Genomic DNA, 23,283 nt, shown 5'->3' on the forward strand with positions numbered 1-23,283 from the left:
TCCGGTGCCGGCGGGACGTCCGGTGCGCGCCTCAGGCCCGGCACACCACCGTGAAGCCGCCGTCCTCGAACTGCGTTCGGTAGTCGACGCCCCATTCCTGCTCCGCCCAGAGCTCGAGGTCCTGCGGCGGGGCGTCGGCCCAGGAGAAGGCGTAGCGGTCACCCAGCACGCAGTCCGGCACCCGCTCGTTGGGACCGTGGATCCACTGCACGTCGTGATCGGGCACGGCCTGGGCCATGAGCGTGATGTCGACGGCGAGCACCGCGCCGTCGGGCACCGCCGCGAGCGCCGCCGCTGCGGGCTCGGCCCGCCATGTCGGCTCCCAGCGGCTCGGGCGCAGCACGTCCAGCACCGGCATCGCCGGTCCCAGCACGAGGGTCACCGCGGCGGTCGCGGCGACGGCGGTGACCCGGATCCGCCGCACCGGCCGCGGCGCGTCGGCGCGCCACCACGAGGTCGCGCGCCCGGTGCGGCGGTCCCCGAGGGCGTCCAGCATCGCGGCCAGCGCGATCGGCATCAGCACCGCGTTGTAGTGCCAGTACCAGTCCCAGTAGAACTCGACCGTGCCGGTGAAGCGCCAGGCGAGGGTGGGCACCATCAGCCAGATCAGCGGCGAGCGGCCGCCGATCACGCCGGCCATCAGCAGCAGCATCAGCACGGTGATCCATTTGACCGGTGGCCAGAACACCTCGAGCGGCGAACCGAGGTTGTCCGTGTAGTCGTACTGCCCACCGGTGTTCAGCAGCGGCAGGATCACGAACGTCGAGAGCACGAACCACAGCGCGCCCCAGGCGGCCAGGGCGATGCCCTCGCGGCGACGGTCGCGGTGCTGCAGTGCGATCAGCCCTCCCAGCAGTGCGACGGTGAGCCCCAGATCCTCCTTGACCAGCACCAGCGGTGCCGCCCAGAGCACGGCGACGCGCACCTTCCCGCGCAGCAGGGCCGTGAGCGACAGCGCCAGCAGCGGGACGGCGAGGGCGATCTCGTGGAACTGCACCGAGGCAGCGGACTGCATCCCGAAGGAGAACACGTAGGCGCCGCCGGCGAGGGAGCCGAGGCCCGGCCCCAGCCGGTCGATCGCCAGGCGGGTCAGCGGGATCGCGGAGAGGCCGAACAGCAGCGCCTGCGCCCACAGCAGCGCCTCCCCGGAGGGCCACACCCACCACACCGGTGCCAGGACCGCCAGCAGAGGGTGGAAGTGGTCGCCCAGCAGATTCACGTCGTCGCCCTTGATGGGGACGATCGGAGCGCGCAGCTCCCCGTAGGCGCGCACGAGCTGAGTGAAGATCCCCAGGTCCCAGGACCGGGCAACGAGGTTGCGGAACTGCTGGGTGCCCAGCATCCCGTAGGCGAGGGTCGCGAGCGCGGCCAGCAGGACGGGGACCAGCCTGCGCGTCCATGCCGTGGCGCGGGACACGAGGGGGTCGGCGGGAAGGTCCACGCAGCGAGCGTATACGGCACCTCCGGGACGCGGCGCGCCTCGTGGCGTCACCCCACCGCTCGTCCCCGCCCGTCCCGCGGCACGGATTCGGCGGACCCGGCCCGGCGCGGCCCGATCCGTGGTGGAATGCTCAGCGGCGGTGTGCACCGGTCTCCCCGGGCGCGATGAGGCGCGGCACACCCTCCGTCCCATCCCCTCGGAGGACTGCAACGATGCACTTCAACCGTTCTGACCTGCCCAGACCTCGCGGTGCGATCGCGGCCACGGCCGGTGCGGCGCTGGTCGCCGGGCTCCTGGTCGCCCCACCGGCGCTCGCCGACGGCGACGGCCCCGAGCTGCTCGGCACCGCGTCGGGATTCGGCGTCGACGCGCCCACCCCGACCGACGTCCTCGACGCCGACGAGACCACGATCCCGGGCCGCTGGCTGGTGGAGGTCGAGGGCGAGCCCGTGCTCCGGGGCGGCAGCTCCGCCGACAACACGCAGTCCCAGGAGCGGGTCCGGCAGCGGGCCGAGTCCGAGCAGATCGAGCTCCAGGTCGAGGAGACCTTCGTCTCCGGCTGGAACGGCATGACCGTCGCCATGGAGGACGTCGACGTGGACCGGCTCCGCGCCCTCCCGGGCGTCACCGCCGTGTACCCGGTGCTCGAGGTGCCCCTGCCCGGGCCCGGGGAGGTGGAGCCGAACGACGTGGTCGGCAACGCCATGACCGGCGTCGACCAGGTCCAGCGGGTCGACGGCCTGACCGGCGAGGGCGTCACCGTCGCGGTGATCGACTCCGGCATCGACTACAACAGCCCCGACCTCGGCGGCTCCGGCGTGGACGACGAGCAGGCCGACTTCCCGAACGATCGGGTGGTCGGCGGATACGACTTCGTCGGCGACGACTACGACTCGCGCACCGGCGAGGACCCCGTCCCGGACGAGTACCCCGACGACTGCGGGGGCCACGGCACCCACGTCGCGGGCATCATCGGCGCCGACGGCGAGGTGGTGGGCGCCGCACCCGGGGCCGACCTGATGTCCTATCGCGTGTTCGGCTGCGAGGGCTCCAGCAGCACCGACGTGATCCTCGCGGCGATGGAGCAGGCCGCCGTCGACGGCGTCGACGTGGTGAACATGTCCCTCGGCGCGAGCTTCATGACCTGGCAGGACTACCCGACCGCGCAGCTCGCGGACGTGCTCAGCGCCCGCGGCGTCGCCGTGGTGATCTCCGCCGGCAACGAGGGCGTCGCCGGCACCTTCTCCAGCGGCGCGCCGGGCATCGCCTCGAGCGCGATCACCGTCGCCTCCGTGGACAGCACGCACCTGCGCTCGCCCTACGCCACCGCGGCCGGAGCGGAGATCGGCTACGCCCCGGCGAGCGGAGGGCCGGCGGCGCCGAGCTCCGGCGAGCTGGCCCTGGTCTCCGCGGGCGCGCCGGGCACCGACGCCGGCCAGGCCTGCGACCCGGCCGCCGTGCCTCCCGCCGGGGAGGACCAGGCCCTGCTCGTCGAGCGCGGGGTGTGCTCCTTCCACGAGAAGGCGCTGGCCGGGCAGGAGGCCGGCTACGACGCCGTGATCCTCTACAACAACGCCCCGGCCGCGGTGAACCCCACCGTCGAGGGTGACCCCGCGATCACGATCCCGGTGGTGATGATCAGCCAGGACGACGGTCTCGCCCTGCAGGAGACGCTCGCGGCCGACGAGGCGACCTGGGCCTGGCAGGAGGGCACCGTCCTCCTCGACAACCCCACCGCGGGCCTGGTCTCCGACTTCTCCTCCTACGGGCTCACCGCCGAGCTGGAGCTGAAGCCGGACATCGCCGCCCCGGGCGGATCGATCTGGTCGACGATCCCGCTCGAGCAGGGCGGGCACGGCTCCATGTCCGGCACCTCGATGGCCGCCCCGCACGTGGCCGGCGCCGCGGCCCTGCTGCTGCAGGCCTCCCCGGACCTCACCCCGCAGAGGGTGAAGACCGCGATGATGAACTCCGCGGATCCGCTGACCTGGTCGCTGCTCCCGGACGAGGGCTACCTCGAACCGGTCCACCGTCAGGGTGCCGGCCTGCTCGACATGGTCGGCGCCGTGCACTCGACCACCCGCGTCGAGGAGCCCACGATCTCCCTCGGCGAGGGCGAGGACGGACCGGTGACCGTCACGCTCGAGGTCACCAACGACTCCGACTCCGAGCAGACCTACCAGGTCGGTGTGCGACACGGCGTGGCCACCGGCCCCACCACCGACGATCCGGAGTTCTACGCGGCCGAGAGCATCGCCGAGCCGGCCGCGTCGACCCTGACCGTCCCCGCGCGCTCCACCTCCGAGCTCGCCGTCACCCTCGGCGAGGACTTCGGCGAGGACGGCATCGTCCACGGCGGCTGGATCACCCTGACCGGCGCGGAGGACGACATGGTCGTCCCCTTCGCGGGCCTCTCCGGGGACTACCAGGCGCTGGACGTCCTCGACGACCTCGGCATGGGGCTGCCCTCCCTCGGCGTGAGCGACGGGGCCGGCGGCGTGCTGCTGGACCCGGAGGGCGGGCACACCTACACGATGGAGGACGAGGACATCCCCTACCTCGCGCACTTCCTCGCCTACCCGGCCGAGCGGCTCGAGGTGCGCGCCTACGAGGTGCGCGCGGGTGGCTCCCTGAAGCTCGTGAACCCCTCGGTGGGGACGATCGACGCGATGGACCATGTGGGGCGCTCCGGCGAGCCGGAGGTGTACGGCTGGGACGGACGCTTCGTGCTGGCGAACCAGAAGCCGCGCAGCGTGAAGAACGGGGAGTACGTCCTCGAGATGGCGGTGCTGAAGCCCCTCGGCGATCCGGAGGACCCGGAGCACTGGGAGACCTACACCTCCCCGCGGTTCTCGATCGAGTACGCGGACCCGCGCGCGCCCGGGAACCGCTGAGAGCCCGGAGCACCCTCCGGGCCGACGGGGCGGCGGCACCCTCACGGTGCCGCCGCCCCGTCGTCGTCCGTCGCGTGCGTGCTGAGCCCGCCCGCTGAGCCTGCGCAGCCGTCCGGACGTCAGGCCGGGGGCAGGTCCCCCGCCTCGATCCTCGCGAAGCGGATCTCGCGGGACTCCACCTCCCAGATCACGCCCACCGCGCCGTCGTCGAGCGCCTGCACCACCGAGTAGTCCAGCGGGCCCGGCTCGAACACCAGCGCCTCCTGCCAGCTCTCCCCGTCGTCGTGCGAGGCGCTCAGGGTGCCGCGGATCCGCGCGAAGCGGTCGTGGGCATTGCTGAACAGCAGCTCGCGAGCGCGGGGGTCGCCCTCGGCCGCCTCCGGGAAGCGCCGGGCCAGCTGGGCGTTGTTGCCCGGATCGACGAACTGCGGATCGATCCCGCGGTCCTCCCAGCTCGCCCCGCCGTCGGCGGAGACGGCGATCCGGCGATGCCCGCCGCGGGCGTGGTCGCGGGAGTTCAGCAGCACGCGCCCGTCGGAGAGCTCGACGATCGTGGTCTCGTCCATGTCCTCGCCCACGGGCTCGCCGCGCCGCCAGGTCTCGCCGTGGTCGTCGGAGAACAGCACGAAGGAGCGCACCACCTCCCCGTCTGCCGGACCGTCCCCGGCGCTCCCGCCCTCGCGGAACCATCCGCAGAACGGCTGCAGCAGCCGCCCCGCGTGCGGCCCTCGGTGCAGGCGGAGGCCCGCCCCGGAGGTGGGGAACGCGGTGCGCATCAGCTCCGGCGGGGCGGCGACCGCGGTCACGGAGCGGAACGTCCAGCTGCGGCCCTGGTCCTCGGAGACGCCGACGGCGGAGCCCATCACGCGCCGGTCCTCGTCGTCGGTGCCGGCCACCGCGTCCCACACGCCGCGGTCCTTGGCATGGGTGTGGAACATGACCACCCGGCCGCTGTCCGGGTCGTGGAGATAGCTGGGATCGCAGTACCAGTGCCGTCCCTCGCGGTCCGCGGCCCTCAGCTCCTCGACGGGGCCCCAGGTGCGCCCGCCGTCCACGGAGCGGCGCTGCACGAGTCCGGTCGGATCGGGCACGTCCTGCCCGGTGTCCCGGCCGTCGAAGCCGGCCAGCAGATGTCCGTCGCCCAGGTGCACCAGCCCCACGATCCGGTAGTGGGGCCAGGGCCCCTCCCCGGCCCGTGCGAGCACGGTGTGGGGGAGCGGCGCGTCCGGCACGGGCGCGGGGTCGGCGCCGAGGGAGATCATCGGGACAGCAGCCAGTTCATGTCGAGGCGGGCGAAGGTGATCGCCTCGTCCTCGCCCTCGTAGAGCAGCCCGTACAGGCCGCGGTGGATCGGGATGATCACCGAGTAGGAGCAGTCGCCGGGCTGGAAGGCGCGCTTGCGCTCCCAGGTGGCGCCGTCGTCGATGGAGATCTCGACGGTGCCGTTGATGCGGTCGTTGGGCATGTTGTCCGTGTGGGAGAACAGCAGGATCCGCGCCTTGCGCGACCCCTGGGGCGCGTCGGGGTAGGCGCGGGTGAGCTGGGCGTTGTTGCCCGGATCGACGAGGGATGCGTCGCGGTGCAGATCCTCCCAGGTCTCCCCGCCGTCATGGCTGCGGGCGACCCAGCGCGCACCGGTGCGCACGTGCTCGCGCGAGTTCATCATCAGGGTGCCGTCGGAGAGCTCGGCGACCGTGTTCTCGTCCATCTCGGTCCCCACCGGCGTGCCCATCCACCAGGTCTCGCCGTGGTCGTCGGAGTAGACCGAGTAGGCCTGGACGACCTCGCCGTCGCCCTCGCCGCGGAACAGGCCCGCGTACTGCTGGACCAGGCGACCCCGGTGCTCCCCGTAGCGCAGCTGGATGCCGGCGCCGGAGGTCGCGAAGGTGGCCCGGCAGTCCTCCGGCTTCACGACCGCGGTCAGCGAGCGGTGCTCCCAGGTCTCGCCGGAGTCGTGGCTGACGCTGAGGTTGGCGCTCATCACGTCGCGGTCCTCGTCGTCGTCCCCGTAGTCGCTGTCCCACAGGCCGGCGTCCTTGGAGTACACGCAGAAGCAGAAGACGGTCCCGGTCTCCTGGTCCACCACGTACGAGGGATCGGAGTAGCCGGTCTTCTCGCCGGGCTCCTCGGACTCGTTGCCGGCGCGCACCACGGTCGGCTCCTCCCAGGTGCGGCCGTTGTCGCGGGAGCGGCGCTGCCAGATGGAGTTCGGGGCGGGGGAGTCGCCGAAGACGGGCCGCTTGTCGTACGCGGCCAGCAGGTCGCCGTTGGGGGCGACCGCGAGGGCGGGGATGCGGAAGTTGGCGACGCCGTGGTCGCCGGGCGCCGCGAGCACCTGCTCCTCGTAGACGCCGTGCCGGCGCCCGTTCTCCTTCGGCGGCGGCAGGACGGCCAGGGCGCTCGCGCTCCCGGCGCCGAGGGCGGCCAGTCCGGCGGCGGTGCCGAGCATCGCGCGTCGTGTCATGTCCATCGGGGGTGTCTCCTTCATCAGAGGGTGTCTTCCTTCCGGGACCCGTCCCGTGAGGTCACGGGGCGAGAGCATCGTGGACGTCCCCCACCAGCACGGGGGCGTGGGAGGCGCCGGCATGGGACTGCAGGCCGATCAGGCGCACCGGGGCCCCGCCGTCCTGCGTGATCCGCAGGTCCGAGAGGGTGCAGCCGGTGAGGTCCCAGACGGTCGAGGGAAGCGCTCGGGCGGTCACGGAGGTGTACCAGAGCGTGTTCGCGCTGAAGGTCGGAGGCAGCACCCCCTCGAGCACCACCCCGGGGCCGGGGTCGCGCAGCTCCCCGCCGACGGGGAGGGCGAGTTCACCGGTCCAGTGCCGCGGGGCGCCGCCGTCGGAGTGGTTCAGCGTGCAGCCCGTGATCGAGCCGTGGCCCCAGTTGTCGCTGCTCGCGCTCCCGAAGGGGCTGGTCGCCGCGATCGAGTAGTAGGCGCCGTAGCATCCGACGACGACGTTCCCGCTGAGGTTCCAGTTGCCCGAGGAGTTCCAGACCGCGAGGCGGCAGGCGGTGAACATGCTCGTGGACAGCAGCGAGTACTCGCAGCGGTCGGCCGCGGAGAGACCGATGCAGCAGGCCTCGAAGCGGCAGTCGGAGATCTGCAGCCCGTAGGAGAAGTAGTCGTCCTCGATGCTGCCGGTGGCGGCGATGCCGGCACCGCGCCATCCCACCAGGTCGCAGTCGCTGATACGCAGGTTCGTGGCGCGGCGGGCGCGGATCGCGGTGTGCGCGGTCTCGAGCGGGACGTCGAGCGGGGAGTCCTCGGCGCCGTGGAGGCGCAGCCCCTGCAGGGTGACGTCCCGGACGCCCTCGACCTCGAAGGCGCCGTGGCCCCGTGAGGAGGTGGTCACGAGCGCGCCGTTGCCGCGGACCAGCGCTCCGTCGGGCAGCGCGACCGGTGCCTCGAGGACGTAGCGTGCGCCCGGCTCGAGCTGCACCTGCGGAGTCTCCGCGAGCACCGCTTCCCAGTCCTGGCCCGGGCGCAGGACCGGCAGCTCCGTCGGCGGGGCGGCATGCGCGGGGGCCCCGGGGGCGAGCGTCGCCGCCAGCCCGACGCCGGCGGCGCCGAGACCGGCGAGCACGGCACCGCGGGGGATGCGGGCGGCGGCGGGCGAGGGAGCAGCGTCCGGTGCGGTCGGGGGCAGGTGGGGGATCGGGCGGTCGGGTTCCGGGGACGTGCGGGCCATGGGGTCTCCCATCGTCGGGGCCAGGGTCAGGTCGTTCCGGGGCGGGGTCTCAGCTGCCGTCCGCGGCGGCCTCGACGGCGGTGCGGAACCAGCCGGTGATGCTGGTCGGGTGGGTGATGGCGGTGCCGACGACGACGGCGAAGGCGCCCGCCGCGAGGGCGTCGGCCGCCTGCTGCGGGGTGTGCACGCGCCCCTCGGCGACCAGCACCGAGGTCTCGGGGAGGCGGTCCGCGAGCTCACCGAGCAGCTCGAGGTCCGGGCCGTCGGTCGTCGGCCGGGCCCCGGTGTAGCCGGCGAGGGTGGTGCCGATGATCTCGACGCCGAGCTCGGACGCGATCAGCGCGGACTCGAGGGAGTCGCAGTCCGCCATCAGCGGGCCGTCGAACCGCCGCCGCACAGCGGTGACGGTCTCGGCGAAGGTGCGCCCGTCGGGCCGGGGCCGGGTGGTGCCGTCCAGGGCGAGCACGTCCGCTCCGGCCTCGATCACGCCGAGGCAGTGCTCGAGGGTCGGGGTGATGACCACGCCCTCGGCGCCGTCCTTCCAGATCCCGATCACCGGGACGTCGACGGCGGCCCGGACCTGACGGATGTCCGCGAGGCCCTGCGCGCGCACCGCGGAGGCGCCGCCGGCCTGGACCGCGGCGGCGACCTGCGCCATGGTGCGAGGATCGCGCATCGCCTCGCCGGGATAGGCCTGGCAGGAGACGATCAGGGAGTCCTTCAGCGGGGCGACCAGCGGGTGCATGGAGGTCCTTTCGGGAGGGCGGCGGAGGAGGGGAGCCGGCGGGAACGGGACGGGGATCAGGGCGGCGGGACCAGGTCGTCCAGCGCGCGGGCGGCCGCACCGAGCAGCGCGGCGTGCGCGCCGGCGCTCGCGGCGAGGACGGGAGAGCCGGCGACGACGTCCATCGCATCGTGCTCGATGCCGCGGGCCAGAGCGTCGTGCCAGGGTGCGGGGGAGGCGTGGACGCCGCCGGTGAGCGCCACCGCCTCGGGGTCCAGGACGTTCAGCAGGCCCCCGATCACGCGTCCGGTCGCGAAGCCCGCGATCCGGTACGCCTCGAGCGCGATCTCGTCCCCGGCCGCGGCGGCGGCGGCCAGGGACCGGCCGTCCCGCAGGGCGGCGTCGGCCCCGAGCCGGGCGGCGAGCCGGACGATCCCCGGCCCCGAGGCGAGCCCTTCGAGATGCCCCGGGCGGCCGCAGGGGCAGGGCACGCCCTCGGCCTCCGGCACCGCCACGTGTCCCACGTGGCCGCCCGCTCCGTGGACGCCGATCACGACGCGGCCGTCCACCACGTGGCAGCCGCCGATGCCGGTGCCCACGGCGACCAGCAGCAGCGAGCCGCGGCCGCGACCGGTGCCGAAGCGCGCCTCGCCCAGTCCGTGGGCGTGGACGTCGTTCAGAGCGCTGACCGGGATGCCGAACCGTTCCCGGAGCGGGGTGACGACGTCGGTCCCGGCCCAGTCGGTCAGCGAGCCGGTGGCATGGGTGACCAGCCCGCGGGCGCTGTCGATCACCCCGGCGGAGGACAGCCCCACCGCCCGCACCCGGGCTCCGGAGCGCACCTGCTCGGCGAGCTCGCCGGCCGCGCCCAGGATCGCCGCAGGGCCCTCGCCCGCCGGCGTCGCCACCTCGGCCACGCGCTCGAGGTGCGGTGCGCGGTCGTGCTCCGCGCCGTGCACGAGCGCGGCGCGGATCTTGGTGCCCCCGAGGTCGAGGGCGAGGACCGGATCAGACATCGGCGGGTCCGCCGGCCCCTGCCTGCTCGAGCATCCCGGTGTCCTCGAGGATCGCGCGGATGCGGTCCACGCTCTCGCCCTCGATCGGGGTCATCGGGGCGGCCATCGTGTTGGTGGAGAAGATGCCGAGCTCGCGCAGCGCGGTCTTGAACGCGCCGACGCCGGCGGCGGGGCCGACCTTGTCGGTGGGCTGGAAGACGATCTCGAACAGCGCGGCCAGGCGGTCCTGCTCGCGGCGCACCTGCTCCCAGTCGCCCGTCCGCGCCGCACGGTGCATGCGCACGTAGCCGGCCGGGTCGACGTTGCCGAGCCCGGGGACGGAGCCGTCGGCCCCCGCGAGGTAGGCGCCGTCGACGACGATCTCGTGGCCGGTCAGCAGGGTCAGCGGCGATCCGGCGGCGCGGTTGGCGGCGGCGAGGCGGCGGAAGCCGACGTCATCGCCGCTGGAGTCCTTCACGCCGGTGATGACCCCGTCGCGTCCCAGCTGCAGCAGCTGGCCGGGGGCGAGCTTCGCGTGCACGCACACGGGGATGTCGTAGGCCCACAGCGGCCTCTCGGTGGCGGCGGCGACCGCCCGGAAGTGGGCGTCGATCTCCTGCGGTCCGGTGATCGCGTAGAACGGGGCGGTGACCACGTAGCCGTCGAGGTCGAAGCGCTCCGCGGCGCGCACGTGCTGGATCACGCGGTCGGTCTGCATGTCGATGACGCCCGCGATCACCGGCACCTGTCCGGCCACCGTGCCGGTCACGGCCTCGAGGACGGCCTCGCGGCGGGCGTCGTCCCAGAAGGCGACCTCCCCCGAGGAGCCGAGAGCGAAGATGCCGTCCACGCCGCCCTCGAGCAGGTGGCCGACCAGCCGCTCGAGGGAGGGCAGATCGACGTCGCCCTCGGGGGTCAGCGGGGTCAGCAGCGGGGGGACGACGCCGGTCAGCGGGGTCGAGGTGGTGCTCATCAGGGGATGCTCCTTCGGGAGTCGGTGGTGTCTGGGGTGCTCACAGCAGCGAGGGGGCGGCGGCGAGCAGGGTGCGGGTGTACTCGTCCTTCGCCTCGGTGAAGATCCGGGCGGCCGAGTCGTGCTCGACGACCTTCCCGTGGTTCATGACGATGATCGAGTCGGAGATGAAGCGGACGGTGCTGATGTCGTGGGAGATGAACACCAGCCCGAGCCCCAGCTCCTGCTTGAGGTCGGTGAGGAGGTTGAGCACCTGGGCGCGCACCGACACGTCCAGCGCGCTGGTGGGCTCGTCGGCGACGATGATCCGGGGCTCGAGGGCGAGGGCCCGCGCGATCGCGACGCGCTGGCGCTGCCCGCCGGAGAGCTGGCGCGGCAGCACCTCGAGCGCGGACTGCGGAAGGCCCACCAGATGCAGCAGGTCCTTCACCCGGGCCAGGCGCTCGGGCTCGGTGCCGATGCCGTGCACCCGCAGCGGGTCCATGAGGGTCTCGCGCACCGCCAGTCGCGGGTTCAGCGCGGTCGAGGGATCCTGGAAGACCACCGACACGTTCCGCCCCAGCGCACGACGGGCGCCGCGGCCGCGGCCCAGGGCCTTCCCGTCGAACAGGACGTGCCCGCTGGTGACGGGCTGCAGCCCGGTCATCACCCGGGCGAGCGTGGACTTCCCGGAGCCGGATTCGCCGACGATCCCGAGGACCTCGCCGCGCCGCACCGACACGCTCACGCCGTCGACGGCGCGGATCGTGTCCGGGTGGAGCAGGCCGCCGCTGCGCAGCCGGTGCACCACGTGCACGTCCTGCAGCTCGATGGTGGGGACGGGCCGAGCGGAGCCGTCGGCGGGGACGTCGGAGGAGAACGAGGGACTGTTCTCGGTGGTCATCGCTGACCTCCTTCGAGGGGAGCGGGCACCTCGCCCGTGGTGGACACGCGGTGGCCGGGGACGCCGATCTCGACCAGCCGGGGCCGGGCGGTGGGATCGGCCGACGGATCCAGGGAGCGGGGGGCGAAGCGGTCGCCGCGGGCGAAGTCCCGCGGAGAGGGGACCGTGCCGGGGACCTGGTGCAGGCGCTCGGCACCTGCCTCGATCGAGAGCACCGAGCCGAGCAGGCCGCGGGTGTACTCGTGCCGGGGGTCGATGAGCAGCTCGTGGGTGGTGGCCTGCTCCATGACCTGACCCGCGTACATCACGGTGATGCGGTCGGCGAGCTGGGAGACCAGCGCCAGGTCGTGGCTGACGAACACCATGGCGAAGCCGAGCTCCTCGCGCAGGGAGTTCAGCAGGTCCACGACCTGCTTCTGCACGGTGACGTCGAGGGCCGTGGTGGGCTCGTCGGCGATCACCAGCTTCGGGTCGCGGGTCAGGGCCATCGCGATCAGCACGCGCTGGCGCTGACCGCCCGAGAGCTCGTGCGGGTAGGAGTTCAGCATCCGCTGCGGTTCCAGCCCCACCAGCTCGAGCAGCTCCTCGGCGCTGCGGGTGCCGCCGCGGCGGGTCAGCTGCGCCATCTGGGAGCGGATCAGCATCGAGGGGTTCAGCGAGCTGAGCGCGTCCTGGTAGATCATCGCGATCTCGTGGCCGCGCAGGGCGTTCATCCGCTTGGCGGGCAGGGACAGCAGGTCCGTGCCGTGCAGCAGCACCTCGCCGCTGATGCGCGCGGTCCGGGGCAGCAGGCCCATGACCGCGAGGCTCGCCACGGACTTGCCGGAGCCGGACTCGCCCACCAGGCCCATGGTCTCCCCGGGCCGGACCTGGAAGGAGACGCCGTCCAGGATGTCGACCTCGCCGTGCGCCTCGGGGAAGGAGACCCGCAGGTCCTTCACCTCGAGCAGCGGCGCGGAGACGTCGTCGGCCGGCACCCGCTCGGGCCGCGCCCTCTCGGCGGCGCGCAGCGCGGAGAGCGACTCGACCAGCAGCCGGTGCGCGGTCTCCTCGTCGGTCGCGCCCAGCACCTCGTGCTCCGTCCGGTGGTGCTCGCGGGACGTGGCGGGCGCTGCCGCCGCGCCGTCGACCTCGGTCCCGACGAGCGCCTGCTCGTCGGCCTCGACGTCGACCGCGACCTTGACGCGGGGGCTGGCCATCGCATCGGTCAGGCCCTCGGAGAGGATGTTCAGGGCGAGGGTGGTCAGCAGGATCATCAGACCGGGGAAGAAGGTCGGCCACCAGTAGCCGGACAGCAGCAGCTGCTTGCCGTCGGCGAGGATGTTGCCCCAGGACGGGCCCGGCGGCTGCACGCCGGCGTTGATGAAGGAGAGCGAGGCCTCGAGCACGATCGCGTCGGCGACCAGGACGGTCGCGAAGACCATGATCGGCGCGATGCAGTTGCGGGCCACGTGCTTGACCAGGATCCACGCCGTGGAGGCGCCCATGACCTGCGAGGCGGCCACGTAGTCCTCCCCGAACTGGGAGAGCACGTTGGCGCGCACCACACGGGCCAGCTGCGGGACGTACAGGAAGCCGATGGCGAAGATCAGCACCGGCAGCGAGGTGCCGAACACGGCGACGAACACCGCGGCCAGGGCGATGCCGGGGAAGGACATCACCACGTCGAGCACGCGCATGACGACCTCGGAGAGGATCTTCGCCCCGGTGGCGGCGATCGAGCCGATCACGGCCGCGGCGACCAGCGCCCCGGCGGTCGCGGCCAGGCCGATCAGCAGCGAGGAGCGGGCGCCGTGGGCGACCCGGGCGAAGATGTCCCGCCCGATCGCGTCGGTGCCCATCCAGTGCTCGGCGCCGGGCGGCTGCACGGGCGTGCCGGTCGCGAGCGGGCCGTGCTGGCTGACCAGCGGCGCGAAGACGGCGACCAGCCCGAGCACCGCGAGGAAGATGACCGAGATGCGGCTGGCCAGGGGGAGGGCGGTGAAGGGGGCCAGCGGGCTGCCGCTGACCGACTGGAGACGGGATCCGAGCGCGGGTCGCATGTCAGATGCTCCTGATCCGGGGATTGACGACGACGTACAGCAGGTCCACCACGATGTTCACCACGATGAAGGCGATCGCGACCACGAGGGTCACGCCCTGCACGAGGAACACGTCGTTGCGGGTGACGCCGTCGAGGATGAGCTGGCCCATGGCCTGGATGTTGAAGATGATCTCGATGATCACGGCGCCGCCCATGAGGTAGCCGACGCGCAGGCCGAGCACGGTGATCGGCGTGATCAGCGCATTGCGCAGCACGTTGCGACTGACCACCACGGGATAGGGGATGCCGGCGCCGACGGCGGTGCGCACGTAGTCGCGGTCCAGCTCCTCGACCATCGCGGTGCGCACCACGCGCGTCAGCGACCCGGCGACGGGGATCGCGAGCGCGAGTGCGGGCAGGGCGATGTTGCGCAGGTAGGTGGCGGGATCGTCGAAGACTCCGACCCAGCGGGTCACCAGGGCGGGGAAGAGCCCCCAGCCGCCGGGGATCTCGCCGAGCCACTGGATCATCAGGATCGCGAGCCAGAAGGACGGGGTGGCGAGCGCGGCGACCGTCAGGATCCGGATCACCTGGTCGACCCAGCGGTCGCGGAACAGCGCGGCGAGCACACCGAGGACCGCGGAGAGCACGATGGCGACGGCGAGGCCGAGGAAGGTCAGCTGCAGGGTGATCGGGAAGGCGTGCGCGACCACATCGGTCACCGGGACGTTGCCGCTGGTGGTGCCGAGGTCACCGCGGACCAGGCCGCCGAGGAAGGTGAAGTAGCGCAGCCAGATCGGGTCGTTGAGGCCGTTGGCCTCGCGGTACATCTCGAGCGCTGCGGGCGAGGCCGACTCGCCGAGCGCGAGACGGGCGGGGTCCGAGGGCGAGAACGACATGATGACGAACACGAGCAGGGTGACGCCGAGGATCATCAGCGGCAGTGCGATCAGTCGCCGCCCGATCAGTCGGACGAGTTGGGACACGAGGTCCTCCGTGGCGGGGCGAGGGGATGGGACGGTGCGACAGGGGCCGGGGCCGACAGCAGCTGCCGTCGGCCCCGACGCCCGGGGTCAGGACGCTTCGGTCGAGGCGACGTCGACGAAGCTGAGCCCGGTCAGCGAGATCGGCTGGAAGTCCACCAGGGTGGTGGGGTCCCAGGCGGTGGGCGCATTGCGGTGGAACAGCGGGTACAGGGGGACCTCCTCGGAGAGCAGGTCGAACAGCTCCGTCCAGGTCGCCTCCTGCTCCGAGTCGTCGGTCGCCTCCAGGCCCTTCGCCAGCAGGTCCTGGACCTCCTCGTAGGAGTCCTGGCCCTTCCAGTGCATGCGGCTGTCGGTCCAGACGTCGGCGCCGTACCACCAGCGCATCAGCAGGTCGGGATCGTTGCCGAACACCGAGGGGTCGCCGGGGGCGATCACCACGTCGTACGCCTCCGGGCTGCCGTCGATGGTGGTGTAGACGTCGGCCGACTGCTTCTGCTCGAACTGCACCTCCACCCCGGCGGCGGCGAGGGACTCCTGGATGATCGGGGTGCACTGGGCGACCCAGTCGTGATCGGTGCACAGCATCCGGAAGGACGTCAGGCCCGTCTCCTCGAAGAGCCCCTTCGCCGTCTCGAGGTCCAGCGAGTAGACCGTCGAGGCCTCCGAGTAGTTCGGGTGGTCCTTCTGCACGAAGCAGCTGGCCGCCTCCGCCTGACCGGCCAGGCCGGTCTCGATGACCTTGTCCATGTCGATGGCGTACAGGAAGGCCTGGCGGTTCCTCGGATCGTGGAAGGGGTTGTCCTCGCTGTTGTTGAACATGGCGAAGAGCAGACCGAAGCCGCCCACGGACTCGACCCCGCCGGTGGCCTCCAGCTGCTCGATGGACAGGTAGGGGACCGAGTCGATCGCCTGCACGGTGCCGGACTGGAGGGCGTTGGTGCGGGTCGAGGGATCCGGGATCACCTGCCAGCTCATGGTCCTGGCCCGGGCGGGCATCGGGCCGGTGTAATCGTCGTTGCGCTCGAACTCGACGATCTTGGACGTCGCGGAGTTGTCGGTCATCCGCCAGGGCCCGGAGCCGATCGGGTTCGAGTCGAACGCCTCGGGATCCTCCTCGACGGCGGCCTTCGGCACGATCTTCACGGTGGACAGCCGCTCGGCGAAGACGCCCGTGGGGTGGGCGAGGGTGAAGGTGACGGTGGTGTCGTCCTTGACCGAGACGGTGTCGAGGAACGGGATGAACTGCGCGTACAGCGAGGCGTTGTCCGGATCCTGCACGCGCTCGAAGGAGAACACGACGTCCTCGGGAGTCACCGGGGAGCCGTCGTGGAAGACCGCGCCCTCGCGGATCCGGACGTCCACGGTGTCGCTCTCGGCGGTGGGGACCTCGGTGGCCAGCGCCGCGTAGACCTCGCGGGTGACGGGGTGGAGCTCCGTGAGGCCCTCGAGGGTGTGCCAGTTGACCGCGACCGTCAGCGCGGCCGACGTGGTCATCGGGTCGTAGCCGTTGGTGCCGAGCTCGTAGCTGATGGCGGCGTCGATGTGGCCGTCGGCGTCGGCCTCGCCCGCGGGGGCGCCGCCGGCGTCGGCGTCGGTGCCGGAGCCTCCGGCGTCGTCGTCGCGGGGGGCGCAGGCGCCGATCCCGGCGACGATGCCGGCGGCACCGGCGAGAGCGGCGGAGCCGCGGAGGAAGCCGCGTCGGCCGAGTCGACCGGTGGGAGTGGTGATCACCGTTGATGCGTCCCTTCTGTGGGTGGTCCCGGCGCCCGTGGCGCCGGGATCGTGCGGGGCCTGTCCTCGTGAGTCGGCGGATCCTCCACCGCTGAGCGAAGATCAGACGTATGATGTCTGATGACTGGGGAGAGTACATCACGTCCGTCGGGTCCGCCACCCTCGCGGGCCGGTGGCCGTGACCGAACGGTGACCTCGGTGGCGACGCCCGTGACGGCCGCCGCGGGCGTTCGCGCCGCGGTGGTACGCGCGGGCTCGCGCAGGATCCTCCGTCCCGGACCACGGGCGGAGCAGGGAGCACGGCATGATGGACCTGGCCGCACGCGGCGGCGAGGTCCGGGAGGAGGGCGCATGGTGCGCAGCAAGGGGTCGGGCAGCAGTGCCGTCGACCGCATCCAGGACCTGATCCTGGCCGAGGGCCTGGTCCCGGGTGATCCGATGCCGACCGAGAGCGACCTGTGCGCCCGGCTCGCGATCTCGCGCTCCTCGGTGCGCGAGGCGATGCGGACCCTCGCCTCGCTGGACATCGTCGAGGTGCGGCACGGTCACGGCACCTTCGTCGGCCAGCTCTCCCTCGCGCCCCTGGTGGACGGGCTGCTGTTCCGGGCCCGCCTGGACGACGGCAACGATCTGCGGGCGCTGCGCGAGGTGGTCGAGCTGCGGATCGCGTTGGATCTCTCGGTCGCGGACCAGCTCGTGGAGCTGTACCGGGATTCGACGAACCCCGAGCTCGAAGGCCTGGTCGAGCAGATGCGGGAGCTCGCCTCCGCCGGTCGCCCCTTCCCCGAGGCGGATGCCGCCTTCCACACCGCGCTCTTCTCCCGCCTCGGCAACGGCCTGCTGCGTCAGCTCGCGCAGGCGTTCTGGGAGATCCACACCGCCGCGGTGCCGCTGCTCCAGGTCCCGCCGGCCGAGGACATCCTGGACACCGTCGATGCCCACCATGCGATGCTCACCGCGCTCGAGGCCGGCGACGCGAACGCCTACCGGGACGCCGTGGTCGAGCACTACCGGCCCCTCGGGCGCGTGCTGGACGCGGCCTCGCGAGCGGAGCGCGCGGAGCGACGGACGGCGGAGCAGCGGACGGCGGAGCAGGGCTGAGCACGATGCACCCGGACGAGGTCGTCGCCCTGGTCCGCGCCCGGCCGTGGGCGGGCCGGCCCTGGGCCTGCGACCTCGTCGAGTCCTTCCCGGCCCGTCTCCGCGCGGCGCTCGGACGGTGGGAGCTCACCGTGGTGCGCGCCTTCACCGAGGGTGCGGAGCTCCCGGTGCTCGAGGTGCACGGCCCCGACGCCGGCCCTGCGGTCCTCAAGCTCGGCGGGCACGGCTCGGACCACTCCCAGCAGGTGCGGCTCCTCCGCGCGGCCGACGGGCGCGGCTACGTGCGCGTGCTCGACCACGCCGAGGACCTCGAGGCGACACTGCTCGAGCGCCTCGGCGCGCCGTTGCACGCCACCGTCCCCGACCCGGAGGCCGAGGCGGACGCGCTCGCCGACCTGCTCCCCGCGACCTGGGACCTGCCGACCTCCGTCGGCCTGCCCCTCGACCCGGCGCAGAAGGCGACCTCCCTGCTCACGCTCATCGACGGCGTGCTCGAGGGGACGGAGGACGGCCACCGCCCGGTGCTCGACCGCGCGCGCGGCCTCGCGCTCGCGCTGATCGAGGACCCCTCGCCCCGGCAGGTCGTCCTGCACGGCGACCCGCACGCCGGCAATGCGCTGCGGCGCGGCCCGGAGCACGTTCTCATCGACCCCGACGGATTCCTCGGGGAGCCGGAGTACGACGCGGGCGTGGCGCTGCGGGACCATCAGCAGCTGATCGTGGAGCTGGAGCGGCAGGAGCCCGGCGCCGGGCGACGCCGCCACGCCGGGCTCGTCACCCGCACGGCGCAGCGGCTGGCGCTGGATCCGGACCGGATCACGGCGTGGGCGCACCTCGAGCGCGTCACCACCGGGATCCATCTGCGCGGCCTCGGGTGGACGCAGGAGGGGGAGAGCTGGCTGCGGACCGCGCAGCGGCTGCTGCTCTGAGCAGGGCCCCGAGGTCAGCTGCTCCTGCGCGACCGCTTCGCCCGGATCAGGTCCAGGACGATGCACCCGCCGATGATCGCCTGGCGCAGGTGCGGCGGCACGGTGGGGTCGATCGAGAGGACGTAGCGGCTGTGGCCGAGGAAGCCGCGGCTGAGCCCTGCCCATTCACGGGTCACCCGCGCGGCGACGACGCCCTCCACCTGGAAGGTGAAGTCGAAGCCGAACATGTCGCCGTGCAGCTCGAGCTCCATCCCGTCGGCGAGGGTCAGACCGACCCGTGTCGAGAAGAACGCGATCCGGTTTGTCACGTTCGCGACCAGGGCCCCGCCGGGGGTCGTGAGCTCGAAGCGGTCCATGCCGACGTCGGGCGGGTCCTCGACGTGCAGCAGCGGCGTGCCGTCCGCGTCGGCGACGTCCAGCGAGCGGGCGCCCGCGAAGAAGCGCGTGAGGCCGTCCCCCGTGGTGGTGACGTGTCCGACGGCCCGCTCCCCGGTGCCGTCGAGGATGTCGAAGTCGTTGGACATGAACCCGGTGATCTGCTGCATCACCAGGGTGTCGTGACGGAGGAGCTCTGGCGTCGCGGGCTGCTGTGCGGAGGTGTCCATGGCGACAGTCTGCCAAAGCCGCGGCGCGCTACCGTGGTGCCCATGACCGACGCCGACGAGAACGCTCAGCTCGCGGAGCTCGACATCTTCCTGCCGTCCCCACCGCCCGACGCCGAGCGACAGGAGGCCTTCCTCGACGAGGCGGCCGCGCTCGCCCTGGCCGGCCATCCGATCACGGTGTACCTCCAGGACGAGGACGCGTGGGCCTTCGCGCAGTGCGAGCCCGTGCGGGCGCTGCTCGACTCCGCCGGGGACTCCGCGCTGCCGGTGACCCTGCTCGGCCTGGACATCGTGGTCAGCGCCGCCTACCCGACGACGGAGCAGATGGAGCGCTTCGGGCGCGTCGGCGGGGCGCCTCGTGTGCCGCGCTCGGCCGCGGCCGCGGCCTGCGGACCAGGGGGCGCGCCGACGCCCGGGGCTCCGATGTCCGGCGCGCCGATGCCGCGTGAGGCCGGGGGCTTCGCGGCCCAGCTGATGGGCGCGGCCCCTGCCGCACCGCGCCCCGCCGGAGGACCGGAGATCGGCTCCCGGCGCAACCTCATGGGCGGCGACACGGGGGACGGGCTGCCCGGACGCTGATCGCGGCCCGGTCGGGGCCCGCTGGTCGCGCCGCGGCTCAGAGCGAGCAGGCCACCCCGTTGAACCCGTGGTTGCAGTAGCCGCCGGGGTTCTTCGCCAGGAACTGCTGGTGCTCGGGCTCCGCCGTGTAGTAGACGCCGTCGCCGGCCTCGGAGAGCGCCGAGAGCTCGGTGGTGATGCCGCCCCGACCGGCCGCGTCCAGCGCGCGCTGGTAGCGCTCGGCGGAGTCGCGCACCACCTCGCCCTGGGCCGGTGAGGTCCAGTGGACCGCGCTGCGGTACTCGGTGCCCACGTCGTTGCCCTGACGGTTCGCGGTGGTCGGATCATGCTGCTCCCAGAACTGGGTGAGCAGGGCGCGCAGGGTCGGCTCGCCGCCGCCGTAGATCACCCGCACGGCCTCGGCGTGGCCGGTGCGGGCGGAGAAGACCTCCTCGTAGGTGGGATGGGGCGTGTACCCGCCCGCGTAGCCCGAGGAGGTGGTGTGGACGCCGGAGATCTCCCAGGCGATGCGCTCGATGCCCCAGAAGCAGCCCCCGGCGAGGATGATCTCCTCGGTGCCCGCGGGCCAGGGGCGCGGGTCCGTCGGCGCGTCCGGTCCGAGCATGTCGGTGCCCAGCACCGCGTGCTCGCGTGCGAGGGGGTAGGCGTACGCGTCCCGTCCCGGCAGCGCGTCCTCGGGCGCGACCATGTCCTTCTTGTGCCCGTACAGGAGGTCCATCATCTGCCACATGACCATCACGGTAGTCCTGGCACGGGCGCGGTGGGACGCAGGAGAGGTGCGGTTCACGCTCGTCGGGAGCGGACGCCCGCGGCTCAGCGCGAGTCGGCCCAGGGCGAGAGCGCGACGAAGACCATCACGACCGCGAGGATCCCCGGCACGAGCATCCATGGTCCCAGGGCCACGCGGGCGAGCGCGAGGACCAGCAGGGACGCCAGCACGATCAGCGCCAGCACCGGGAGCAGGCGTCGGCCGCCGAGCCGCCACGCGGACCCCGTCAGGAGACCGTGCGCGGGGATCGTCGCGGCCAGGGCGAAGGCCGCGTGGGCCAGCAGGAGGGCGAGGCCGACGCCGAGCGCCCGCGGGACGGAGAGGTCCGCCTGGCCGGAGAGGGCCAGCACGATGATCCCGTGCCCCACGATGCCCAGATCGCTGTCGGGTCGCAGCACCTGGACCACCAGGACCACCGCGACGACGCCGGTGACGGTGGTGGTGCCGAGGTGCGCGAGCAGGCCGTCGGGGAAGGTGAGCAGCAGCGCGAGCACGGTCCCGAGCAGCCCCGCGGACCGCAGCACCCACTGGGTGCTGCTGACCTTCTTCAGCTCGAGCAGCGTCTCGGCGATCGGGTCGACGAGGGAGCGCAGTCTCATCAGGACCTCCTGCGTCGCGGGGCCGATCGCGCGGCGGAGAGGGAGAGCAGCACGGGGGCGAGGGAGGAAGGGCCCTCCCAGGCGGTCACCGGGACCCCCGACTCCCGCAGCTCGCGCACCGTCCGCTCCCGCAGCAGGCGCCGCAGCGCCCACGCCTCCGGCCAGAACCTGTCCGAGGCGCGCCCGTCGATGCGCGGTGCCCGCCCCGTGAGGGCGGAGACGTCGCCGATGCTGGGCGGCAGCGTGTCCACGACGATCACATCGGCCCCGTGGGCCACGAGCACGCCGATCTGCTCGATCGCGTCCTTGGTCAGCAGCGGGGAGCACACCACCGTGAGAGTTCCCGGCCGCACGGTGCGCAGGCGTCGTGCGGGGCGCAGGGCGCCGTCGTCCCTCGCGGCGCGGGACAGGGCGTCGGTGAGCACCCGCAGCTGGCGCGGCCCGGTGCCCGCGGGGACCGGGCCGATGAGGTGTCCGATGTCGAACAGCGAGACCCGGTCGCCGGCGCCCAGGTAGTGGCGCGCCACCGCCGCGGTCGCTCGGACGCTCAGGTCCAGGCTGGTGGGGGCGCCGGGATCCGCCCACGGTGCCGGGACGATGTCGGCGATGGTGTCGGTGACGATCAGGACGTCGGTGTCCTGCTCGGTGAAGGTCGCATTGGTGTGCAGGGTGCCGGTGCGGCTCGTGACCCGCCAGTTGATGCGGTGCAGGCGGTCGCCGGGGCGGAACTCCCGCACCTCGGACAGGGCGGTGCCGTCACCGCGACGGCGCGAGAGGTGCATGCCGCTGATCCCGATCGGGGTGGGGACCTCGACCGGTGCGTCCAGGACCGTCGAGGCCGGCACCGCGCGCAGGTCCACAGGCGGCAGGGTGAGCTGAGCCCGGAAGGCTCCCAGGCCGTCCGCGACGACGGTGTGCACGGGCCCGATGCGCAGACGCCCCCAGCGCCGGGCCTCGACCCGGATCCGCAGCTCGCCGTCCGCGGCGATCGCGCCGTTGCGGGGGGAGAGGACGGCATGGGGCTCGAGCGGGACGGTGGCCGCGGTGAGCAGGCCCGGTGTGCCGCGGAGGGCGATCGTGGTCGAGCCGCCCTCCTCGACGGCGCCACGACCGGTGAGGACCCTCGGCGGCCGGACGCCGCCCTCCTCGCCGCGCGCGAGCCGCGCCGCCACCGCCACCAGCGCCCAGACCACGAGCGGCAGGCCGACCAGGACCAGGGCGGGCCGGCCCAGCAGGACCGCGAGGGCGAGCGCTCCGCAGCTGACGACCGCGGCGCGGACCAGGGCGGCCGTCGGCCGCGTGTGCACGACGCTCACGCGCGGTCGCCCGCCCGCGTGCCGGCTCCGCCCCCACCCGCGTTCGCCGGGACGTCCGCCGTCGGGGGCCGGATCGCGTCGGGCACCTCGACCTGCTGCAGCACCGACTCGACGACGCCCGCACCGGTCGCGTTCTGCAGCCAGAGCTCGGGCTTGACCGTCACCCGGTGGTCGAGGGCGCCGTGCGCGAGCGCCTTGACGTCCTCGGGCACCACGTAGGTGCGCCCGCGGAGCACGGCCAGCGCACGGGCGCAGGTGATGAGGGCGAGGGTGCCGCGCGGGGAGGCGCCCACCAGCGCATGCTGGTGCTCCCGGGTCGCGGAGACGAGATCGACCGCGTAGTGGCCCACCGAGTCCTCGACGTGGACCTCCTCGACGACCTGCTGGAGTCCCAGCAGACCCGGGCCGTCGAGGACCTCGGCGACCGTCTGCTCCTCACGACGACGGTCCAGCCGGCGGGAGACCACCTCCCACTCCTGCGTCGCCGTGGGGTACCCGAAGGACAGCCGCAGCAGGAAGCGGTCGAGCTGCGCCTCGGGCAGGGGATAGGTGCCCTCGTGCTCGATCGGGTTGGCCGTGGCCAGCACGTGGAAGGGGGCGGGGAGCGCCCGGGTGGTGCCCTCGACGGAGACCTGGCGCTCCTGCATCGCCTCGAGCAGCGCCGACTGCGTCTTCGGGGGCGTGCGGTTGATCTCGTCGGCCAGCAGCAGCCCGGTGAACACCGGTCCGGGGCGGAACACGAACTCGTTGGTGCGCTGGTCGAACACCTCGGCGCCGGTGAGGTCCGCGGGGAGCAGGTCGGGTGTGAACTGGGCGCGCGTGAAGGGCAGCCCGAGAGCCTGGGCGAAGGACCGCGCGGCGAGGGTCTTGCCCAGTCCCGGCAGGTCCTCCAGCAGCACGTGGCCGCCGGCGAGGATGCCCGTGAGCACCAGCTCGAGCGACTCTCGCTTGCCGACGACGGCCGTCTCGACGGTGTCGAGCACCGCCTGGGCGGCGGCGGTGGCCTCGGCGGGGGTCATGGGGGTGGGCTGGGTCATCGATCCCTC

At 73.2% G+C, this 23,283-nt stretch carries 20 protein-coding genes; 4 read left to right on the forward strand and 16 right to left on the reverse strand.

All coding sequences use genetic code 11. The features are described from left to right. Positions 1-31: 31 nt before the first annotated feature. The gene (locus ACT3SP_RS11915; RefSeq protein ID WP_444587508.1) at positions 32-1,441 is read right to left on the reverse strand and encodes a DUF2079 domain-containing protein; all 1,410 of its coding nucleotides are present in this window, start codon (positions 1,439-1,441) and stop codon (positions 32-34) included. A 212-nt stretch (positions 1,442-1,653) separates the two neighbouring features. Between ACT3SP_RS11915 and ACT3SP_RS11920 the strand changes: the two genes are divergently transcribed. Then, entirely contained in the window at positions 1,654-4,335 is a 2,682-nt protein-coding gene (locus tag ACT3SP_RS11920) for a S8 family serine peptidase (RefSeq protein ID WP_444587509.1), read from the forward strand. Between the two features lie 119 nt (positions 4,336-4,454). Here the strand turns inward: ACT3SP_RS11920 and ACT3SP_RS11925 are convergent, their stop codons facing one another. The 10 genes from ACT3SP_RS11925 to ACT3SP_RS11970 all read right to left on the reverse strand — a co-directional run bounded on the left by ACT3SP_RS11925 (position 4,455) and on the right by ACT3SP_RS11970 (position 16,339). Beyond that, a complete protein-coding gene (locus ACT3SP_RS11925) occupies positions 4,455-5,597 on the reverse strand; it encodes a sialidase family protein (RefSeq protein WP_444587510.1) in 1,143 nt (380 codons plus the stop codon). Then, on the reverse strand, positions 5,594-6,805 hold the full coding sequence (locus ACT3SP_RS11930) for a sialidase family protein (RefSeq protein ID WP_444587511.1): 1,212 nt from the start codon (positions 6,803-6,805) through the stop codon (positions 5,594-5,596). The genes ACT3SP_RS11925 and ACT3SP_RS11930 overlap by 4 nt, the downstream gene beginning before the upstream one ends. A gap of 55 nt (positions 6,806-6,860) precedes the next feature. Continuing rightward, positions 6,861-8,024, reverse strand: a complete 1,164-nt coding sequence (locus tag ACT3SP_RS11935) for a hypothetical protein (protein WP_444587512.1) — start codon at positions 8,022-8,024, stop codon at positions 6,861-6,863. A 49-nt stretch (positions 8,025-8,073) separates the two neighbouring features. Continuing rightward, positions 8,074-8,769: an N-acetylmannosamine-6-phosphate 2-epimerase gene (locus ACT3SP_RS11940; RefSeq protein WP_444587513.1), complete on the reverse strand. Its 696-nt coding sequence runs from the start codon at positions 8,767-8,769 to the stop codon at positions 8,074-8,076. A gap of 56 nt (positions 8,770-8,825) precedes the next feature. After that, positions 8,826-9,764 (reverse strand): ROK family protein, encoded by a 939-nt coding sequence (locus ACT3SP_RS11945; RefSeq protein WP_444587514.1) that lies wholly within the window; start codon positions 9,762-9,764, stop codon positions 8,826-8,828. Beyond that, the gene (locus tag ACT3SP_RS11950) at positions 9,757-10,716 is read right to left on the reverse strand and encodes a dihydrodipicolinate synthase family protein (protein WP_444587515.1); all 960 of its coding nucleotides are present in this window, start codon (positions 10,714-10,716) and stop codon (positions 9,757-9,759) included. Before ACT3SP_RS11950 ends, ACT3SP_RS11945 begins: the two co-directional genes overlap by 8 nt. Positions 10,717-10,756: 40 nt before the next feature. After that, positions 10,757-11,599 carry an ABC transporter ATP-binding protein gene (locus ACT3SP_RS11955; protein WP_444587516.1) on the reverse strand — a complete coding sequence of 281 codons (843 nt, stop codon included), beginning with the start codon at positions 11,597-11,599 and terminating at the stop codon, positions 10,757-10,759. After that, the gene (locus ACT3SP_RS11960; protein ID WP_444587517.1) at positions 11,596-13,641 is read right to left on the reverse strand and encodes a dipeptide/oligopeptide/nickel ABC transporter permease/ATP-binding protein; all 2,046 of its coding nucleotides are present in this window, start codon (positions 13,639-13,641) and stop codon (positions 11,596-11,598) included. Before ACT3SP_RS11960 ends, ACT3SP_RS11955 begins: the two co-directional genes overlap by 4 nt. Position 13,642: 1 nt before the next feature. Continuing rightward, positions 13,643-14,608, reverse strand: coding sequence for an ABC transporter permease (locus tag ACT3SP_RS11965; RefSeq protein WP_444587518.1), 966 nt, complete (start codon positions 14,606-14,608; stop codon positions 13,643-13,645). A gap of 87 nt (positions 14,609-14,695) precedes the next feature. Next, positions 14,696-16,339, reverse strand: coding sequence for an ABC transporter substrate-binding protein (locus ACT3SP_RS11970; protein WP_444587519.1), 1,644 nt, complete (start codon positions 16,337-16,339; stop codon positions 14,696-14,698). Between the two features lie 351 nt (positions 16,340-16,690). Here ACT3SP_RS11970 and ACT3SP_RS11975 point away from each other — a divergent pair, with 351 nt between their 5' ends. Beyond that, positions 16,691-17,440 (forward strand): FadR/GntR family transcriptional regulator, encoded by a 750-nt coding sequence (locus ACT3SP_RS11975; RefSeq protein WP_444587520.1) that lies wholly within the window; start codon positions 16,691-16,693, stop codon positions 17,438-17,440. 5 nt (positions 17,441-17,445) lie between these two features. Further along, on the forward strand, positions 17,446-18,369 hold the full coding sequence (locus ACT3SP_RS11980; protein ID WP_444587521.1) for an aminoglycoside phosphotransferase family protein: 924 nt from the start codon (positions 17,446-17,448) through the stop codon (positions 18,367-18,369). Positions 18,370-18,383: 14 nt separating this feature from the next. Here ACT3SP_RS11980 and ACT3SP_RS11985 read toward each other — a convergent pair whose 3' ends face one another. Then, on the reverse strand, positions 18,384-18,974 hold the full coding sequence (locus ACT3SP_RS11985; RefSeq protein WP_444587522.1) for an LURP-one-related/scramblase family protein: 591 nt from the start codon (positions 18,972-18,974) through the stop codon (positions 18,384-18,386). 42 nt (positions 18,975-19,016) lie between these two features. Here ACT3SP_RS11985 and ACT3SP_RS11990 point away from each other — a divergent pair, with 42 nt between their 5' ends. Further along, positions 19,017-19,553 carry an arsenic metallochaperone ArsD family protein gene (locus tag ACT3SP_RS11990; RefSeq protein ID WP_444587523.1) on the forward strand — a complete coding sequence of 179 codons (537 nt, stop codon included), beginning with the start codon at positions 19,017-19,019 and terminating at the stop codon, positions 19,551-19,553. Positions 19,554-19,590: 37 nt separating this feature from the next. Here ACT3SP_RS11990 and msrA read toward each other — a convergent pair whose 3' ends face one another. The 4 genes from msrA to ACT3SP_RS12010 all read right to left on the reverse strand — a co-directional run bounded on the left by msrA (position 19,591) and on the right by ACT3SP_RS12010 (position 23,274). Beyond that, complete coding sequence (gene msrA / locus ACT3SP_RS11995) at positions 19,591-20,283, reverse strand: peptide-methionine (S)-S-oxide reductase MsrA (protein ID WP_444587547.1); 693 nt, start codon at positions 20,281-20,283, stop codon at positions 19,591-19,593. 83 nt (positions 20,284-20,366) lie between these two features. Then, positions 20,367-20,921 carry a hypothetical protein gene (locus tag ACT3SP_RS12000; RefSeq protein ID WP_444587524.1) on the reverse strand — a complete coding sequence of 185 codons (555 nt, stop codon included), beginning with the start codon at positions 20,919-20,921 and terminating at the stop codon, positions 20,367-20,369. Continuing rightward, on the reverse strand, positions 20,921-22,237 hold the full coding sequence (locus ACT3SP_RS12005) for a DUF58 domain-containing protein (protein ID WP_444587525.1): 1,317 nt from the start codon (positions 22,235-22,237) through the stop codon (positions 20,921-20,923). Before ACT3SP_RS12005 ends, ACT3SP_RS12000 begins: the two co-directional genes overlap by 1 nt. After that, a complete protein-coding gene (locus ACT3SP_RS12010; protein WP_444587526.1) occupies positions 22,234-23,274 on the reverse strand; it encodes an AAA family ATPase in 1,041 nt (346 codons plus the stop codon). Before ACT3SP_RS12010 ends, ACT3SP_RS12005 begins: the two co-directional genes overlap by 4 nt. Between the last annotated feature and the right edge of the window lie 9 nt (positions 23,275-23,283).

The sequence above is a fragment of the Brachybacterium sp. AOP43-C2-M15 genome (assembly GCF_052446295.1).
Lineage (GTDB): Bacteria > Actinomycetota > Actinomycetes > Actinomycetales > Dermabacteraceae > Brachybacterium.

What these genes read in the sequence shown, in the direction of transcription:
- ACT3SP_RS11925 (WP_444587510.1), bottom strand. Translation starts at nt 5,597, where the DNA reads ATGATCTCCCTCGGCGCCGACCCCGCGCCCGTGCCGGACGCGCCGCTC.
- msrA (WP_444587547.1), bottom strand. Translation starts at nt 20,283, where the DNA reads ATGTGGCAGATGATGGACCTCCTGTACGGGCACAAGAAGGACATGGTC.
- ACT3SP_RS12010 (WP_444587526.1), bottom strand. Translation starts at nt 23,274, where the DNA reads ATGACCCAGCCCACCCCCATGACCCCCGCCGAGGCCACCGCCGCCGCC.
- ACT3SP_RS11935 (WP_444587512.1), bottom strand. Translation starts at nt 8,024, where the DNA reads ATGGCCCGCACGTCCCCGGAACCCGACCGCCCGATCCCCCACCTGCCC.
- ACT3SP_RS11950 (WP_444587515.1), bottom strand. Translation starts at nt 10,716, where the DNA reads ATGAGCACCACCTCGACCCCGCTGACCGGCGTCGTCCCCCCGCTGCTG.
- ACT3SP_RS11940 (WP_444587513.1), bottom strand. Translation starts at nt 8,769, where the DNA reads ATGCACCCGCTGGTCGCCCCGCTGAAGGACTCCCTGATCGTCTCCTGC.
- ACT3SP_RS11985 (WP_444587522.1), bottom strand. Translation starts at nt 18,974, where the DNA reads ATGGACACCTCCGCACAGCAGCCCGCGACGCCAGAGCTCCTCCGTCAC.
- ACT3SP_RS11945 (WP_444587514.1), bottom strand. Translation starts at nt 9,764, where the DNA reads ATGTCTGATCCGGTCCTCGCCCTCGACCTCGGGGGCACCAAGATCCGC.
- ACT3SP_RS11975 (WP_444587520.1), top strand. Translation starts at nt 16,691, where the DNA reads ATGGTGCGCAGCAAGGGGTCGGGCAGCAGTGCCGTCGACCGCATCCAG.
- ACT3SP_RS11960 (WP_444587517.1), bottom strand. Translation starts at nt 13,641, where the DNA reads ATGCGACCCGCGCTCGGATCCCGTCTCCAGTCGGTCAGCGGCAGCCCG.
- ACT3SP_RS11930 (WP_444587511.1), bottom strand. Translation starts at nt 6,805, where the DNA reads ATGGACATGACACGACGCGCGATGCTCGGCACCGCCGCCGGACTGGCC.
- ACT3SP_RS11920 (WP_444587509.1), top strand. Translation starts at nt 1,654, where the DNA reads ATGCACTTCAACCGTTCTGACCTGCCCAGACCTCGCGGTGCGATCGCG.
- ACT3SP_RS11955 (WP_444587516.1), bottom strand. Translation starts at nt 11,599, where the DNA reads ATGACCACCGAGAACAGTCCCTCGTTCTCCTCCGACGTCCCCGCCGAC.
- ACT3SP_RS11980 (WP_444587521.1), top strand. Translation starts at nt 17,446, where the DNA reads ATGCACCCGGACGAGGTCGTCGCCCTGGTCCGCGCCCGGCCGTGGGCG.
- ACT3SP_RS11990 (WP_444587523.1), top strand. Translation starts at nt 19,017, where the DNA reads ATGACCGACGCCGACGAGAACGCTCAGCTCGCGGAGCTCGACATCTTC.
- ACT3SP_RS12000 (WP_444587524.1), bottom strand. Translation starts at nt 20,921, where the DNA reads ATGAGACTGCGCTCCCTCGTCGACCCGATCGCCGAGACGCTGCTCGAG.